This is a genomic window from Enterobacter cloacae complex sp. FDA-CDC-AR_0164 (genome assembly GCF_003071645.1).
Classification (GTDB): domain Bacteria; phylum Pseudomonadota; class Gammaproteobacteria; order Enterobacterales; family Enterobacteriaceae; genus Enterobacter; species Enterobacter ludwigii.
In genome coordinates this window covers 3,914,046-3,930,333 of the sequence record NZ_CP028950.1, presented here as the reverse complement: position 1 = coordinate 3,930,333, position 16,288 = coordinate 3,914,046, and the positions used below count along the sequence as shown (strand labels likewise).

16 protein-coding genes are annotated in these 16,288 nt (G+C 55.1%); 14 read left to right on the top strand and 2 right to left on the bottom strand.

What is annotated here, in order from left to right; genetic code table 11:
- Positions 1–31: 31 nt before the first annotated feature.
- Positions 32–514 carry a GNAT family N-acetyltransferase gene (locus AM410_RS19425; RefSeq protein WP_014170050.1) on the top strand — a complete coding sequence of 161 codons (483 nt, stop codon included), beginning with the start codon at positions 32–34 and terminating at the stop codon, positions 512–514.
- On the opposite strand, the gene ptrR is transcribed toward AM410_RS19425, so the two are convergent.
- A complete protein-coding gene (gene ptrR / locus AM410_RS19420) occupies positions 468–1,346 on the bottom strand; it encodes a putrescine utilization regulator PtrR (RefSeq protein WP_014170051.1) in 879 nt (292 codons plus the stop codon). The genes AM410_RS19425 and ptrR overlap by 47 nt on opposite strands.
- Before the next feature lie 99 nt (positions 1,347–1,445).
- On the opposite strand from ptrR, the gene sad reads away from it, so the two are divergent.
- The 9 genes from sad to AM410_RS19375 all read left to right on the top strand — a co-directional run bounded on the left by sad (position 1,446) and on the right by AM410_RS19375 (position 11,815).
- Entirely contained in the window at positions 1,446–2,834 is a 1,389-nt protein-coding gene (sad, locus tag AM410_RS19415; protein WP_108648279.1) for a succinate-semialdehyde dehydrogenase, read from the top strand.
- Between the two features lie 116 nt (positions 2,835–2,950).
- Positions 2,951–4,540, top strand: a complete 1,590-nt coding sequence (locus AM410_RS19410; protein WP_040017476.1) for a methyl-accepting chemotaxis protein — start codon at positions 2,951–2,953, stop codon at positions 4,538–4,540.
- Between the two features lie 62 nt (positions 4,541–4,602).
- A complete protein-coding gene (gene glsB, locus AM410_RS19405; protein ID WP_025204200.1) occupies positions 4,603–5,529 on the top strand; it encodes a glutaminase B in 927 nt (308 codons plus the stop codon).
- Positions 5,529–5,885, top strand: a complete 357-nt coding sequence (locus tag AM410_RS19400; protein ID WP_014170055.1) for a DUF4186 domain-containing protein — start codon at positions 5,529–5,531, stop codon at positions 5,883–5,885. The genes glsB and AM410_RS19400 overlap by 1 nt, the downstream gene beginning before the upstream one ends.
- A gap of 113 nt (positions 5,886–5,998) precedes the next feature.
- Complete coding sequence (locus AM410_RS19395) at positions 5,999–7,444, top strand: sensor domain-containing diguanylate cyclase (protein WP_020884148.1); 1,446 nt, start codon at positions 5,999–6,001, stop codon at positions 7,442–7,444.
- 109 nt (positions 7,445–7,553) lie between these two features.
- Positions 7,554–8,519, top strand: a complete 966-nt coding sequence (locus AM410_RS19390) for a sensor domain-containing diguanylate cyclase (protein ID WP_014170057.1) — start codon at positions 7,554–7,556, stop codon at positions 8,517–8,519.
- Between the two features lie 82 nt (positions 8,520–8,601).
- Complete coding sequence (locus AM410_RS19385; protein WP_020884147.1) at positions 8,602–9,129, top strand: GNAT family N-acetyltransferase; 528 nt, start codon at positions 8,602–8,604, stop codon at positions 9,127–9,129.
- A gap of 117 nt (positions 9,130–9,246) precedes the next feature.
- A complete protein-coding gene (locus AM410_RS19380) occupies positions 9,247–10,698 on the top strand; it encodes a tagaturonate reductase (RefSeq protein WP_108648277.1) in 1,452 nt (483 codons plus the stop codon).
- A 202-nt stretch (positions 10,699–10,900) separates the two neighbouring features.
- Entirely contained in the window at positions 10,901–11,815 is a 915-nt protein-coding gene (locus tag AM410_RS19375) for a bestrophin family protein (protein WP_032681009.1), read from the top strand.
- Here the strand turns inward: AM410_RS19375 and AM410_RS19370 are convergent.
- A complete protein-coding gene (locus tag AM410_RS19370) occupies positions 11,803–12,351 on the bottom strand; it encodes a GNAT family N-acetyltransferase (RefSeq protein ID WP_020884145.1) in 549 nt (182 codons plus the stop codon). The genes AM410_RS19375 and AM410_RS19370 overlap by 13 nt on opposite strands.
- A 143-nt stretch (positions 12,352–12,494) precedes the next feature.
- Here AM410_RS19370 and AM410_RS19365 point away from each other — a divergent pair, with 143 nt between their 5' ends.
- From AM410_RS19365 to AM410_RS19350, 4 genes are all read left to right on the top strand, one after another.
- Entirely contained in the window at positions 12,495–12,935 is a 441-nt protein-coding gene (locus AM410_RS19365; protein ID WP_047356495.1) for a GNAT family N-acetyltransferase, read from the top strand.
- Between the two features lie 145 nt (positions 12,936–13,080).
- Positions 13,081–14,076: an alpha/beta fold hydrolase gene (locus AM410_RS19360; protein ID WP_108648618.1), complete on the top strand. Its 996-nt coding sequence runs from the start codon at positions 13,081–13,083 to the stop codon at positions 14,074–14,076.
- A 44-nt stretch (positions 14,077–14,120) separates the two neighbouring features.
- Positions 14,121–14,861, top strand: coding sequence for a response regulator (locus tag AM410_RS19355; RefSeq protein ID WP_025204193.1), 741 nt, complete (start codon positions 14,121–14,123; stop codon positions 14,859–14,861).
- On the top strand, positions 14,858–16,156 hold the full coding sequence (locus tag AM410_RS19350; protein ID WP_025204192.1) for an ATP-binding protein: 1,299 nt from the start codon (positions 14,858–14,860) through the stop codon (positions 16,154–16,156). Before AM410_RS19355 ends, AM410_RS19350 begins: the two co-directional genes overlap by 4 nt.
- Positions 16,157–16,288 lie beyond the last annotated feature (132 nt).

Below are 16,288 nucleotides of genomic sequence, written 5' to 3'. Positions count from 1 at the left end.
ATGTTGAAATAAAAACAACAAGGAGCCCGCCATGTATTCCATTACCGCTGAATCTGCACATCACCCTGATATTTTGCATCTGATTGCCGCGCTTGACCGCTATCAGAGCGAACTCTATCCCGCTGAAAGTAACCACCTGCTCGATCTGACCGAACTGCCGACAGCCTCGCTGATCCTGATGATTATTCGGGACCGGCAGCTTCATGCCGTCGGGTGTGGTGCCGTGGTGCTCAACGGCGACGGGACCGGTGAAATGAAACGGGTGTATATCGATCCGGCTCATCGCGGGCAACATCTCGGCGAGATGCTGCTGGCGGCGCTGGAAGATGAAGCCCTGAGCCGTCACTGCCACACGCTTCGCCTGGAGACGGGCATCCGGCAACATGCCGCCGTCCGTCTGTATGAGCAGTGCGGCTATGAGCAACGTCCGGCGTTTCCGCCGTATGTTGATGACCCGCTGAGCCTCTTTATGGAGAAGGCACTGGTGGTTGACGTTCGTTTAGCAGCGCTATAAAAGCCTCCAGCGGGCGGGTCATAGCCCCGCGGCGCCAGACCAGCCAGGTGGTGAGCCAGCGCCAGTTTTCTGCCAGCGGCCAGGCTTCCACCTGATGGTGGCCTGGCATACTTTCCAGCATCGAACGAGGCATCAGCGCGATACCGGCGCCCGCGATGACGCAGGCGAGCATGCCGTGATAAGACTCCATCTCATGAATACGCCCGGGCGTGGCTCTGTCGGCGTGAAACCAGCTTTCCAGATGTCGGCGATACGAACAGTTTGCGCGAAAGGCGTAGACGTCACTGCCGCTTACCTGCGTGGCGCGTGCCACTTCTGCATGCCCGGCGGGCGTGACCAGCATCATCTCTTCCCGGTAAACCGGCATGCCTTCCAGTTCCGGATGCGAAAGGGGGCCGTCGACAAACGCGGCGCTTAAGGTTCCCTCCAGTACGCCGTCAATCATTGTGCCGGACGGCCCGGTAGAGAGGGCAAACTGGATACGTGGGTAGCGCTGGTTAAACTGCGCCAGGCTTTCCGGAATACGCACGGCGGCGGTACTCTCCAGCGCACCAAGCGCAAATAATCCCTGCGGTTCATCACCGGCGACGACCATTCGTGCTTCATCGACCAGCGCCAGGATCTGCTTGCTGTAGCGCAGGAAGTTATGCCCGGCAGGGGATAAACGTAAACGCTGGTTCTCACGAATAAACAGCTCAACGCCAAGATCGGCCTCCAGCTGGCGGATGCGGGTGGTCAGGTTCGACGGAACGCGATGCACCTTTTGCGCCGCCTGGGTGATGCTGCCGGTGAGCGCCACGGCGTTAAACATTTCAAGCTGAGTTAAGTCCATGCCATTCTCGATTTGTGAACAAGGTGGTTAGTATTATTCATTTTTAAGAAATAGCAGAGTGCGCCACAATGAATCAACCGTTATTACGTGGAGACCATCATGACTTATTCCTCTGCTACACATGCCCTCTCTGTTAACCCAGCCACCGGCGAGACGCTCGCGGCGTATCCGTGGGCGAGCACCGACGACGTTGAACGCGCAATTGCGCAGGCTGATGCCGGTTTTCGTCAGTGGAGACGCGTAAGCGTTTCAGACCGGGCGCAGAAGCTGCGCGATCTCGCCAGCGCGCTGCGCAACCGTGCAGACGAGATGGCACGAATGATCTCCCGTGAGATGGGCAAACCTATTTTGCAGGCGCGTGCTGAAGTGGCAAAATCCGCCAGCCTCTGCGACTGGTATGCGGAACACGGCCCGGCAATGCTGCAGCCTGAACCGACCCTGGTAGAAAACCAGAACGCGGTGATTGAATACCGGCCGCTGGGACCTGTTCTTGCCGTCATGCCGTGGAACTTCCCGCTCTGGCAGGTACTGCGTGGCGCGGTACCCATCCTGCTGGCCGGGAACAGCTATCTGCTCAAGCACGCGCCAAACGTACTCGGCTCGGCTGACCTTATTGCGCAGGTATTTGCTGACGCCGGTTTTCCGCAGGGTGTCTTTGGCTGGGTGAATGCCACGAATGAGGGCGTGAGCCAGGCGATCAACGACCGTCGTATTGCCGCTGTAACCGTAACCGGCAGCGTGCGCGCGGGGGCGGCGATCGGTGCGCAGGCGGGGGCAGCACTCAAGAAATGCGTCCTGGAGCTGGGCGGTTCAGATCCGTTTATTGTGCTCAATGATGCTGATTTGGATCTGGCGGTGAAAGCAGCCGTGGCCGGACGTTATCAGAATACCGGACAGGTTTGCGCCGCCGCTAAGCGCTTTATTGTGGAAGAGGGCATCGCTGATGCTTTCACCCAGCGCTTTGTCGAGGCGACGGCAGCCCTGAAGATGGGGACGCCGGATAGCGAAGAAAACTTTATTGGCCCGATGGCGCGATTTGACCTGCGCGATGAACTGCATCAGCAGGTGCAGGCCACGCTGGCCGAAGGCGCCACGCTGCTGCTTGGCGGGGAGAAAGTCGCCGGTGAAGGTAACTACTATGCACCGACCGTGCTGGGGAATGTCACTGCCAGCATGACGGCATTTCGTCAGGAGCTGTTTGGTCCGGTTGCGGCGGTTAGCGTTGCGAAAGACGCGGAGCACGCGTTGCTGCTGGCTAACGACAGCGACTTTGGTCTGTCCGCAACCGTCTTTACCGCGAACGATACGCTGGCGGAGAAATTCTCCCGTGAGCTGGAGTGCGGTGGGGTGTTCATCAATGGTTTCAGCGCCAGCGATGCGCGCGTGGCCTTTGGCGGCGTGAAGAAGAGCGGTTTTGGTCGTGAGCTTTCCCACTTCGGTCTGCACGAGTTCTGTAACGTGCAGACGGTATGGAAGAACAGAGTCTAGTTCGCTCTCCGATAACGGCCTTCAGCACGAAGGCCGTTGTCATTTTCCTGCAATGGTTCTGTCATTTTCGTTTCGTAGACTCGCACGCGTCTAACGTCTTGTTACTGAAGAAAATTATGAACCTAACGCAAATTTTTCGCCGTATTGCGCAGCGCCTCATCCCTCGTCAGTTTGGCCTGCTGACCGGTATTTTCTGTATTATTGGTCTTTTCTCCGCACTGCAACTCTCCTCTTCATTTTTGCTCAATGCTTCCCTGAAAGATGCTCAGCGCAACGAGCAGCAAAATCTGCTGGCATACCAGCAACAGAGCAAACTGGATCTGGCCCGCGTGTCTCTGCTGGCAGCAAGCGATCTGCTTAACCGCTCCGGCGTCTGGTTTATGCAGGATAAAGAGACCGGCTCTGAAGGAAGCTGGCACAGCCTGATGGACGAAGCTCAGGCGTCGCTGACGGTTTCTCAGCAGGCCTGGAACGCCTGGCTGGCGCTCAATCCGCCAAAAGATGATGCCCTGATCACCAGCTACCAGCTTTTCTACGGTGCCATCAAGGAGCAGGCGGAAGGGCTCATCAAGACCAACACGATCGACGCCTTTTTTGCCGTACCTGCCCAGGCTTTCCAGACTGACTTCAACGAAAACTATGCCCGCTATCAGCAGGCCAGCGAGAAGCAGGCGATGCAGGGCCGCCAGAGTCTGATGGCGCAACTCTCTGGCCTGCAAACGCTCTTCCTGATTGCACCGGTTCTGCTACTTGCCATCGCCATTCTGGTGTGGTTCGGCATGTCCCGCTGGGTCATTACGCCGCTGCGTCGGTTGATTGCTCACATTAACCAGCTGGCGGCAGGAGACCTGTCCGGTACACCGCCAGGCGTGCTGCGCTTTAACAAGGAGATCGGACAGTTGAGCGACAGTGTTTCCACCCTGCAGCACGGACTGCAGGAACTGGTGACCCAGGTCAGCAATGCCACCCACGCAATGGTCGAAAATATAGGCTCGCTGGCGCAGGGCAACCAGAAGCTGTATCTGCAATCGGCTCGTCAGGCGAAAGAGCTTGAGGATGTGACGACACACATTGCCGCGCTGGAAAACCACGTGGAAGGGAATACAGGTTATGCAAAACTCGCCAGCTCACGGGCGGACGAGGCGCGCCAGGTAGCCGCGGGTGGCGATCGGATGATGACAACCGTCAATGCCTCCATGCAGGCGATCGTTGACCGATCGTCAGAGATGCGCGGGATCGTGGCTATGATCGACAGCGTGGCGTTTCAGACCAACATTCTGGCACTGAATGCGGCCATCGAGGCTGCCCATGCGGGGAACCACGGGCGCGGGTTCGCCGTTGTCGCCCGGGAAGTGGGGCTGCTGGCCAGAAAGAGCAGCCACTCGACGCAGACTATTCAGGCACTGATCAATCACTCTTTGCAGGGCATCGAAGACGGTTCCCGGGCCGTTAACCTGCTGGAAGATAATCTGCAGCAGGTGATCGGGCTGGTGGCTAATTTAAGCAGTCTGCTGAATGAGATCTCGGTCGCGACCCTGAGCCAGGGGGAGAGCATTCATCAGATGACGCGGCAGCTTCAGGCGCTGAATCAGGTTTCCCGTCAGACCGACATGCTGGTGTCTGACGCGTCGGATGCCTCTGAACGGCTGCATAAGCAATCCGATCTTTTATTGCAGGCGGTTTCGCGTTTTCGTCTTAGCGCCTGACGCAACATATAAGCCTCTGTTATACTCGCAGCCCGTTTTAGCCTGAGGGCAAGGAGCAAAGTGTGGCTGCGGTCATCCATAATGAGATGTTGGACGAGATTCTGTCGCAGGTTCGTCCGTTAATTGGAAAAGGGAAGGTTGCCGACTATATTCCGGCCCTTGCCTCAGTCAGCGGGAATAAGCTGGGTATTGCCATTTGTACGGTAGACGGGCAGCGTTACCAGGCCGGTGACGCCACCGAGCGTTTTTCAATTCAGTCGATTTCAAAAGTACTCAGTCTGGTTGCGGCCATGCGCCAGTATGAGGAAGACGAAATCTGGCACCGCGTGGGGAAAGATCCGTCCGGGCAGCCTTTCAACTCACTGCTTCAGCTCGAAATTGAACAGGGTAAACCGCGTAACCCGTTTATCAATGCCGGTGCGCTGGTGGTTTGCGATATGCTGCAAAGCCGTCTCAGCGCCCCTCGCCAGCGTATGCTTGAAATTGTCCGCCAGCTCTCGGGCGTCGCGGATATTGCCTACAATGCGGTGGTGGCGCGCTCGGAGTTTGAACACTCCGCCCGTAACGCGGCTATCGCCTGGCTCATGAAATCGTTTGGTAACTTCCATAACGATGTCGCCACCGTGCTGCAAAACTATTTCCATTACTGCGCGCTGGAAATGAGCTGTGTTGAACTGGCACAGACATTCTTGTTCCTCGCCCATCAGGGGCATGCGCCGCACCTCGCGCAAGATGTTGTCTCGCCCATGCAGGCGCGTCAGGTGAATGCCCTGATGGCGACCAGCGGGATGTATCAGAACGCCGGAGAGTTTGCCTGGCGCGTCGGTCTTCCGGCTAAATCGGGTGTCGGCGGCGGGGTGGTGGCAATCGTGCCTCACGAAATGGCGATTGCCGTCTGGAGCCCGGAGCTGGATGAAACGGGAAATTCACTTGCCGGTGTGGCAGTTCTGGAGAAACTGACCCAACGTCTGGGACGTTCCGTATACTGATGTCGACCCTGGATCCGCTTTTTGCCCGCCTGGCACGATCGCCTTTTCGTTCGCGCTTTCGCTTAGGCACGAAGGAACGGCAGTACTGCTGGGACAAAGGTGCCGAAACCATTGACCAGCACGCCGCCGATTTTATTGCCCGGCGTCTTGCACCGGCCCATCCCACCAATGACGGGAAACAGACGCCCATGCGCGGTCATCCGGTGTTTATCGCTCAGCATGCCACCGCCACCTGTTGTCGTGGCTGTCTGGCAAAGTGGCATAACATTCCGCAGGGTGTTCAGCTCAGCGCGCAGCAACAGCATTATATCGTCAGCGTGATCCACCACTGGCTGGTGCTGCAGATGAACGCCTAAATTTGACGAGTTATGATCCTGTTGTATTTGTGTTATAGATGCAGGTTAAGTTAGTTCAGATCCTGCTGACGATCGACATAATCGCCATAAGTTATTATACGGAATGATATTTAATGCGTTCTGCTCTCTCTGCCTTCAGGTTTTTTCAACCCGATACTCCGCTGCGTAATGCGTCGTGGATCTTTATTCTCACCACCTTATTCTATTTTGTGGGTGCTGAATTGCGTCTGGTTGAAGCGTTGTCGCTGTTCTGGCCACTGAATGGCGTTATGGCGGGAGTATTCGCCCGTTATGCTTATCTGAATCGTCTGCATAACTACGCGGTCGCGTATGTTGCCATGCTGATGTACGACGCGGTCACCACCAGCTGGGGAATGGCCTCGCTGGTGATTAACCTGTCGAATATGATTTTTATCGTCGTGGTCGCCATACTGGTTCTGCGTGATAAACGGCTGATGAAAACCCCCGATCCGCTTAATGCGCTGCGTCTGTTTAACTACTGCCTGATTGCTGCGCTGCTGTGTGCCTTGCTTGGCGCGGTGGGGTCGGTCGGTATCGACAGTCACACCTTCTGGCCGCTGTTTGCCGACTGGTTTAGCGAGCAGTTTTCAACGGGGGTGCTGATTGTGCCGTGTATGCTGACGATTAGCCTGCCCGTGCGTGATATTCAGTTACGTCTGGAGCAGCTGTTCCCGGTTATGGCGTTGATTGTCTCGGTGGTCGCATCGGTGGTGATTGGCGGCGCGGGGAGCCTCTGTTTCCCGCTGCCGGCGCTTATCTGGTGTGCGGTACGCTACCCGCTGCCCGTCACCTGTTTACTGACGTTTCTCACGGGCGCCGTTGAGATCATTCTGGTTGCCAACTCCATTATCAATATTGCCGTTGCGACACCGCTTTCGACCCCGATGATGTTCTCAGCCCGGCTGGGCATTGCCACTATGGCTATTTGTCCGGTGATGGTCTCCGTCAGCGTGGCGGCCATTAATTCACTGATTCGTCAGGTGTCACTGCGGGCAGATTATGATTTTCTGACGCATGTCTATTCCCGCTCCGGGCTTTATGAAGCGTTAAAGCAAGAAGAGGCGCACCGGCATTCGCGTTTTTTAACCGTCATGCTGCTGGATATCGATTACTTCAAAAGCATCAATGATAACTACGGTCACGAGTGCGGTGATCGCATACTGGCGGCCTTTGCCCGGCAGGTTCAGCAGGTTGTCGGTGAGGACGGTATGGTGGCGCGAATGGGCGGAGAAGAGTTCGCGGTGGTCGTGAACTCCGGGGATGCGCAGCACGGTTTTGAACTGGCTGAACGCATCCGAACCACCGTCGCACATCATCCGTTTACCTGGCGCCAGCAGACGCTGTATCTGACCGTCAGCATTGGCCTGGGCAGTGGTAAATCTGAGTCATGGCAGTTGACGGAGGTCTTTAATAAGCTGATGGCTGAAGCGGACGATCATCTCTATCGTTCAAAGAAAGCGGGGCGAAATCGGACCAGCGCCCGGCTGTCGGATGAGCAGGTTACTGCAACGTCCGGCAGCGAAACATCACTGCATTAGTCGTCATGAGCCAGTGACGTTAACAAATAGCGTCTGAACAGGATATTCGTACACTGACAATGTCTCTGTTTAAGCTACGCTTTTAGTAAAGCTTGCGTCAGGAGACGTTATGAAAACACCTGCAACCCCTGAAAATGAAACGGAACGTCTGAACTCGCTGCGCGAATCAGGCCTGCTTGAAATCGACAGTTCGCCGGCCTTTGACCGCCTGACGCGTCTGGCAAAACGCTTTTTCCAGGTGCCGCTGGCGATGGTCAATCTTATCGATGAGCATTCGCTGATCGTGAAGTCAGCGGATGGCCAGGCACCGGACTCTGTCCCGCGCAATATCTCATTTTGTGGCCATACGATCCTCAGCGAAGCGCCGCTGGTGGTGGGGGACATGCGTCAGGATGACCGCTTTGCCGATAATCCGCTGGTGGCCGGTGAGCCTGGCGTTCGTTTCTACGCTGGTTTCCCGCTGCGTCTGCGCGACGGCGCGAGCGTCGGATCGCTTTGCCTGATTGATTATTCTCCGCGCGAGTTTACGGCGGCCGATCTTGCCGTGCTGGGAGACCTGGGCGCGCTGGCAGAAGATGAATTTGCCGCCGTCAGTGCGGCGACTACCGATGAACTGACGGGCTTATTCAACCGTCGGGGCTTTAATCAGCTCGTTCGGTTTACCCTGTCCGTCGCCCGACGCCGTGCAGAGCCGTTAACCCTCGGCTGGCTGGATCTGGATCGCTTTAAGGAGATAAACGATCGCTACGGCCACGAGGAAGGCGATAAGGCGCTGAACGTGATGGCGCAACTGATGCGTTCCTCCTTCCGTGAGGCGGATCTGCTGGTTCGCTTTGGCGGGGATGAGTTTGCCGTGCTGTTCGCCGATACGGATGAGCAGGGGGCCTGGATTGCGATGCAGTATCTGGCCGAGCAGGTCGAAAATTATAATGCCCGCAAATTGCATCCGTGGTCGCTTCTGTTCTCGTGGGGCCTCAGTGAATTCGACCACAATGGTCATGACCTGCAACAGTGGCTAAAAGAGGCCGATGAAAAGATGTATGCCATGAAGCAGCAGCGCCATCGCGAAAGATGACATAACAAAAGCCTATGATCGATCCGTTTGCGTTAATAAGATGTTAATTGCACAGTGACGGTATTCAACGTAAGGAAAAACAATGAATACCTCACTGCACATCAAAAACCTCACCCGGGAAGAGATCCTCACCCACCTCGATGCGTTGTCCGCGATCCTCGAAAACTGCGTTAACGGCGGCGCATCCGTCAGTTTTATGTTGCCCTTTAGCCCGGAAAAAGCACGTGCTTTCTGGCGCGGTATTGCTGAGAGCGTGGGACGCAATGAACGTCTTGTGCTGGCCAGTATCGATCCGCAGGACGGTGTTATCGGCACGGTACAGTTGATCACCGATCAGCCGGAGAATCAGCCGCATCGCGCGGATGTGGCAAAACTGCTGGTCCATGAAAAAGCGCGCCGTAAAGGGGCGGCAATGGCCCTGATGGAAGAGCTTGAAGTTCAGGCCAGAGCCAGAGGCATTTCGGTCCTGGTACTGGATACGTCGACTGGCAGCGGTGCCGAGACGTTCTACCAGCGTGCTGGCTGGCAAAAAGTGGGGGAGATCCCGCGCTATGCATTGATGCCGGACGGTGCGATGACCGCCACCTCCGTGTTCTATAAGTTCTTATAATTATTTTTCACAACTCCATCATGAATTGATCAAAACAGGGTTCCCGGTCGTAAAGTTTTGATAAGTTATCGTACCAATCTTATCAGGCTGTATGACTAATTATAAAAGGAACCCATTGTGAACACACTTAACCGTCATGATTTTCCCGGTCCACACTACCCGGAACGTATCATTCAGTTTGGTGAAGGCAATTTCCTGCGGGCGTTTATCGACTGGCAAATCGACCTGTTAAACGAACATACCGATCTTAACGCCGGTGTGGTGGTCGTTCGTCCCATTCAAAGTGATTTTCCGCCGTCGCTGAATACGCAGGATGGACTGTATACCACGATCATTCGCGGCCTGAACGAGAAGGGCGATGCGGTGAGCGATGCGCGCCTTATCCGTTCCGTTAACCGCGAAATCAACGTTTATAACGAATACGATGCGTTCCTCAGGCTGGCTCATAACCCTGAGATGCGCTTTGTGTTCTCGAATACCACGGAAGCGGGGATCGGTTATCACGCGGGCGACACCTTTGAAGATGCGCCTGCCGTCAGCTACCCGGCGAAACTGACGCGGTTGCTCTTCGAGCGTTTCAGTCATTTTAACGGTGCGCCAGACAAAGGTTGGGTCATCATTCCGTGTGAACTGATTGACTACAACGGGGATGCGCTGCGGGAACTGGTGCTGCGCTACGCGCAGGAGTGGGCGCTGCCGACGGCCTTTACTGAATGGTTGAACGATGCCAACTGTTTCTGCTCAACCCTGGTTGACCGCATTGTAACGGGTTACCCGCGTGACGAAGTGGCCGCCCTGCAGGCTGAACTGGGTTATCAGGACGGGTTCCTGGATACCGCCGAACACTTCTATCTGTTTGTGATTCAGGGCCCTGACTCCCTTGCCAGCGAACTGCGTCTTGATAAGTTCCCGCTCAACGTATTGATCGTGGATGACATCCGCCCTTACAAAGAGCGTAAAGTCGCCATTCTGAACGGTGCGCACACGGCGCTGGTACCGGTAGCCTTCCAGGCCGGGCTGGACACGGTAGGCGAGGCGATGAACGATGCTGACGTGTGTGCTTTTGTCGAAAAAGCTATCTATGAGGAAATTATTCCGGTACTGGATTTGCCGCGTGATGAGCTGGAATCGTTCGCCAGTGCGGTAACGGGCCGTTTCCGTAACCCTTACATCCGGCATCAGCTGCTGTCGATTGCTCTCAACGGGATGACCAAGTACCGCACCCGCATTCTGCCGCAGCTGCTGGCAGGGCAGAAAGCAACCGGGTCATTGCCTGCGCGACTGACGTTTGCTTTAGCGGCACTGATTGCGTTTTATCGCGGGGAGCGTAACGGGGAAAGTTACCCGGTACAGGACGACGCGCACTGGCTGGCGCGTTTCCAGCAGCTGTGGACACAGCATCACGATCGCCAGATCACTACCCGTCAACTGGTAAAATCGGTACTGAGCGTGAGTGAACACTGGGAGCAAGATCTTACGCAGGTTAACGGCCTGGTCGAGCAGGTTACGCGGGATCTGGATGCTATTCTGCTTCAAGGAATGCGTGCGGCGGTTAAACCGCTCTGCTAACACCGTTGCCCGGCTTCGGCCGGGTTTTAATGGGGATTTTATTAGTTACAACATACTATTTGCTCTGTTTTTAAAAAACACCTCTGACACCGTGCGGTTTAGGCTAGCCAAGTCAGAAAATTCAATGTTTTATTAACATGCTTGCAACCGTGAGGGGGATCACGTTTAATAGCCACGCTCTTTTTCTTTCCTGAAACTCACTATGATTGTTCGTCCTAAACAGCACTGGTTACAACTCATCTTTGTCTGGCATGGCTCGGTACTGCCAAAAATCTATACCCGCTTGCTACTCAACTTCCTGCTTTCTATCGCCGTGATCCTGATGCTGCCGTGGTACACGTCCCTTGGCATCAAATTTACCGTTGCGCCATTTAGCATTCTCGGTGTGGCGATCGCTATCTTTCTCGGTTTCCGAAACAACGCCTGCTATTCCCGCTACGTTGAGGCGCGCCAGCTTTGGGGGCAACTGATGATAGCGGCACGCTCTCTGTTTCGCGAGGTAAAAAACACCTTGCCGGACGATAAACATCTCGGCGAGTTTGTCCGCCTGCAGATTGCCTTTGCCAACTGTTTGCGCATGACCCTGCGCCGGGAAACGAACGCCGAACAACTTTCCCGTTATCTTACGGAAGATGATTTACGCAAGGTGATGAACGCCAACTCGCCGGCGAACCGTATTTTACTGATCATGGGGGAGTGGCTTGCCGTCAGGCGTCGCAATGGCGAGCTCTCAGATATCCTGTTCCACAGTCTCAACAACCGGCTGAACGACATGTCCATCGTCCTGTCGGGTTGCGAGCGTATTTTGACGACACCCGTACCGTTTGCTTACACGCTGATCCTTCATCGTACGGTGTATCTGTTCTGCATCATGCTGCCGTTCGCGCTGGTCGTCGATCTGCACTACATGACGCCTTTTGTATCGGCGCTGATTTCTTACACCTTTATCTCTCTGGATACGCTGGCGGAAGAGCTGGAAGACCCGTTTGGTACCGAAGATAATGACCTGCCGCTGGACGCCATCTGCAACATGATGGAACGTGACCTGTTGCAGATGAACGATGAAGAAGAGATCCCCGAAAGACTGTTACCGGATAAGTATTATCAACTGACCTGACGGGCATTCCATTCGTCACGGGTGATTTCCCACAGTTCGGAATCCAGCATGCCGCTGACGTACGCTTTCTTTTCTGTCCTGATAAGCCGCATGCCGCTACTGTCTGAAATACGACGGGAGCGGCTGTTAGCAGCCGCTTTTGGCGCACGCAACACTGGCTTGTTCAGGGTGTTAAACCAATAATCCGTCGCCGCAATACTGGCCTCACGCATGTATCCCTTACCCTGAAACTCCGGCGCCAGCCAGAACCCACGGTTGTTATCTTCGACATCGTACAGGCAGATAATCCCCATCAGCTCATCCGGCGCCTCGCGACGTCGAATACTCCAGAACCAGGCAATGCCTTTTTCCATATCCGGCAGCGCAACGTTATTAACATAATACTCCGCGCCGTTATCCGGGTAGGGCCAGGGCACTGAGGAGACCATATAGCGAACGATTTCCCAGCGTGGATAAAGCCGCTGTATCTGGACGGCATCTTCCGCGACCAGGGGAATGAGTAACAGGCGGTCTGTCGTTAGCGTCGGTATTGTCATCCGTGGTTCTCCCTGTTTAAGCGTTATGTTTTTGTTCACCTTCTGGTATTTTCATCTCTATCACATTCTTTTTCGGTGTGCTGGAATTCTTTACTACCAATAACTGCTTTTAAAAGGCTTTCGATTTGTAATATGAGGAATATATGGCTGTTACGGTAAGAGCTTTACGCGCAGAAGATTATTCCCAGTGGCGTCCGCTGTGGGACGGCTACACCCATTTTTATGACTGTGTCCTCGATGAGTCCGTGACCGCCGCGACATGGCAAAGGGCGCTCGACGAGCGATCATCGATGTTTTGCCGGGTTGCGGAAAGCGACGGCAGCGTCATCGGCTTCGCCATGTGTATTTTGCACGAAGGAACCTGGTCGACAGCGCCCGTTTGTTATCTGGAAGACCTGTTTGTTGCTGCCAGCCAACGGGGAGCAGGGACCGGAAAAGCGCTCATTGATGCCCTGATGGACGAAGGCAAGCGCGAAGGGTGGTCGAAACTTTACTGGGTCACACGGCAGAACAACCCGGCACGTAAACTCTACGACCAATATGGCGAAGCCGACGATTACGTTCGTTATCGCGTCTCGCTTTAAGACGCAATGACCTGTGTTTGTATCACATTGTATCAACGCCTCTGATACATACACAGGCTTGCAATAAAGGCCCATTCGCACATATCCGCTATACAAACCGATGTTGTTATATACCCGTGAATCGTACTCAATCGGAGATAACAACATGTTCAGCAAACTCGCATACTCAACTCTCGCATTAACCGTTTCTCTTGGTACCGTCATGTCCTGTCAGGCCGAAGCAACCGGTACTGATTTCACGACGGCGTTTGATCATCCTCAGCAGATTAACGCCGGCGACCTTAACGTCGGTTATGTCGACATCGGCCCGAAAGATGGCCAACCGATCATTTTATTACACGGCTGGCCCTACGATATTCATAGTTATGCGCAAGTTGCTCCTGCGCTGGCTGCCAAAGGATATCGGGTGATTGTGCCTTCTCTGCGTGGCTACGGAACTACCCGTTTCCTCTCAGACAAAACGCCGCGTAACGGCCAGCCTTCGGCCATGGCGAAAGACGTTGTGAACCTGATGGATGCCCTGAACATCAAGCAGGCCGTTTTTGCAGGATACGACTGGGGTGCCCGTACGGCGGACATCGTCGCGGCGCTGTGGCCAGAACGCGTTAAATCGCTGGTCTCCGTCAGTGGATACCTGATCAGCAGCCAGCAGATTGGCAAACAACCCTTACCGCCGAAAGCAGAAGTTCAGTGGTGGTATCAGTTCTATTTCGCCACCGCACGTGGCGCTGAAGGCTACGCCAAAAACACCCATGACTTCGCCCGTTTGATCTGGTCACAGGCATCACCTGACTGGAAATTTAGCGATGCAACGTTTAACGCCAGTGCCAAATCCCTTGATAACCCGGACCATGTTGCGGTGACGCTCAGTAACTATCGCTGGCGTTTAGGGCTGGAAAAAGGGGAGCGCAAATACGACAGTTATGAGCAAAAACTGGCAACGCTTCCGAATATTACCGTCCCGACGATCACCATCGAAGGCGGAAACAACGGGGCGCCGCATCCTGCACCACAGGCCTACGCCGGGAAATTCACCGGCAAGTATGAACACCGTACCTTTGGCAAAACCGTAGGTCACAACCCACCACAGGAAGATCCGCAGGATTTCGTCAACGCAGTTGTGGACGCAGATAAACTCTGAAATGTGCTATTTTCAATACGTTACCCTTCAGTCTGGAGATTTCTGTGGAGCATATTGATCATATCCTTGTCGTCGATGACGACAGGGATATTCGTGAGCTGATTGTCGATTACCTCGTTAAGTCCGGATATCGCGCCTCTGGCGCGGCAAATGGCAAAGAGATGCGAGTTGTGCTTGATAAACAGCATATCGATCTTGTGGTGCTGGATGTCATGATGCCCGGCGATGACGGATTAACGCTGTGTCGTCAGCTCCGAAGCGGTAAACATAAAGACTTGCCCATTCTGATGCTCACGGCGCGTAACGAGGAAACAGACCGGATCCTCGGGCTGGAGATGGGGGCAGACGATTATGTCGTGAAGCCTTTTGTTGCACGCGAGTTACTCGCGCGGATCAAAGCCATTTTACGTCGTTTCCGCACAATGCCCCCCAATTTACAGGTGACGGAAGCCGGACGACTGGTCACGTTCGGAGAATGGCAACTGGACACCGTGGCCCGTCATTTAATCGACAGTGAAGGGATGGTGGTGGCGCTCAGCGGGGCGGAATATCGTCTTCTGCGCGTGTTCCTCGATCACCCTCAGCGTGTCCTGACCCGGGATCAACTGCTAAATTTGACCCAGGGGCGCGATGCCGAGCTCTTTGAACGATCGATTGATCTGCTGGTGAGCCGGGTGCGTCAGCGTCTGAATGAAGACGCCCGCACGCCGGCCTATATCAAGACCGTGCGCAGTGAAGGCTATGTCTTTACAATGCCGGTGACCATAAAAGAGGCCAATGAATGACGCTTTGGCCACGCTCGTTGCTGTCCCGGCTGTTGGTCATCGTGCTGGCTGGACTCTTACTGGCCAATACTCTCAGCCTGACGCTGGTGATGGTTGAACGCATGCACAGCGCCCGCACCGTAATGCTGGGTAATCTGGAAAACGATGTAGCCACTAGCGTGGCCATTCTTGACCGACTTCCCGCTCAGGAGCGGGCGGCCTGGCTGCCGCGGCTGGAGCGCGGTAACTATCGCTATATTCTCGGGCCTGGAGAACCGGGCGCACCCCCTGAGGATAAACGTTCACGCGACGCCATTCGAACGCTAAAAGAGACCCTTACGGCTGACTACCCGCTCACGTTTACCGCCGTTCCCGGTCCCATTTCCCATATTCAGGCGCATCTCACCTTACGTGATGGGGCACCGTTGACCATCGATCTGACACCACGCATGCCACCGGTCGCCAGCTGGTTACCTGTCGTGCTGGTATTGCAGCTGCTGCTGCTTGCGGCCTGTGCCTGGATCGCCGTGCGTCAGGTGATTCGGCCTTTTTCTCAGTTTACCCGTGCGGTTGACGCGCTGGACCCGGCGGCAAACACACCAATGACGGAGAAAGGGCCGGTAGAAGTGCAAAGAGCCGCGCATGCCTTTAACGCGATGCAGGCGCGCATTCAGTCCTATCTTCGCGAACGCGCGCAGATCCTGGCATCCATTTCTCACGACCTGCAGACGCCCATCACGCGCATGAAATTGCGCGTCGAGATGGCCGATCAACCCGAGTTACGCGACAAGTTATTGAACGACCTCGATAACATGACCCGTCTGGTGCGGGAGGGGATTGCCTATGCCCGGTCATCAGAATCTCTGGAAGAGACCTCGCTAAAGCTGGAGCTCAATGCCTGGGTAAACAGCATTGCCTGTGATTATCAGGACATTGGTAAAAACGTGCAGTTTCAGGCAAACGACGCCCGCCTGCCGATAGTGACTCGGCCGCAGGCACTTCGCCGGGTGATGACCAACCTCCTGGATAACGCGCTTAAGTTTGGTGGCTATGCCGTTATTGAGATTGATGACTCTTCAGCCGGACACATTGCTATCCATATTCTGGACGGCGGGCCGGGGATACCCGAGGCTGAACTCGACGCGGTATTACAGCCTTTTTATCGGGTAGAAACATCGCGTAACCGTGATACCGGCGGTACCGGCCTGGGGCTGGCGATTGCCGCGCAACTGACCGCGCAGCTTGACGGGAAACTGCGGCTGGCAAACCTTCCTGAAGGCGGGCTGAAGGTCACGGTAACGCTGCCGCGTCGCTGATTGTACGGTTTTGTATCCGGTTGCGTGACCGATACGAGAGCAGACAAATCGTCCCTTTTTGCACACATCCCAAACACATCCGTACGATGAAATACCCTCACTGCAGCGTCGCAGGCCATCTGTAATGTGAGG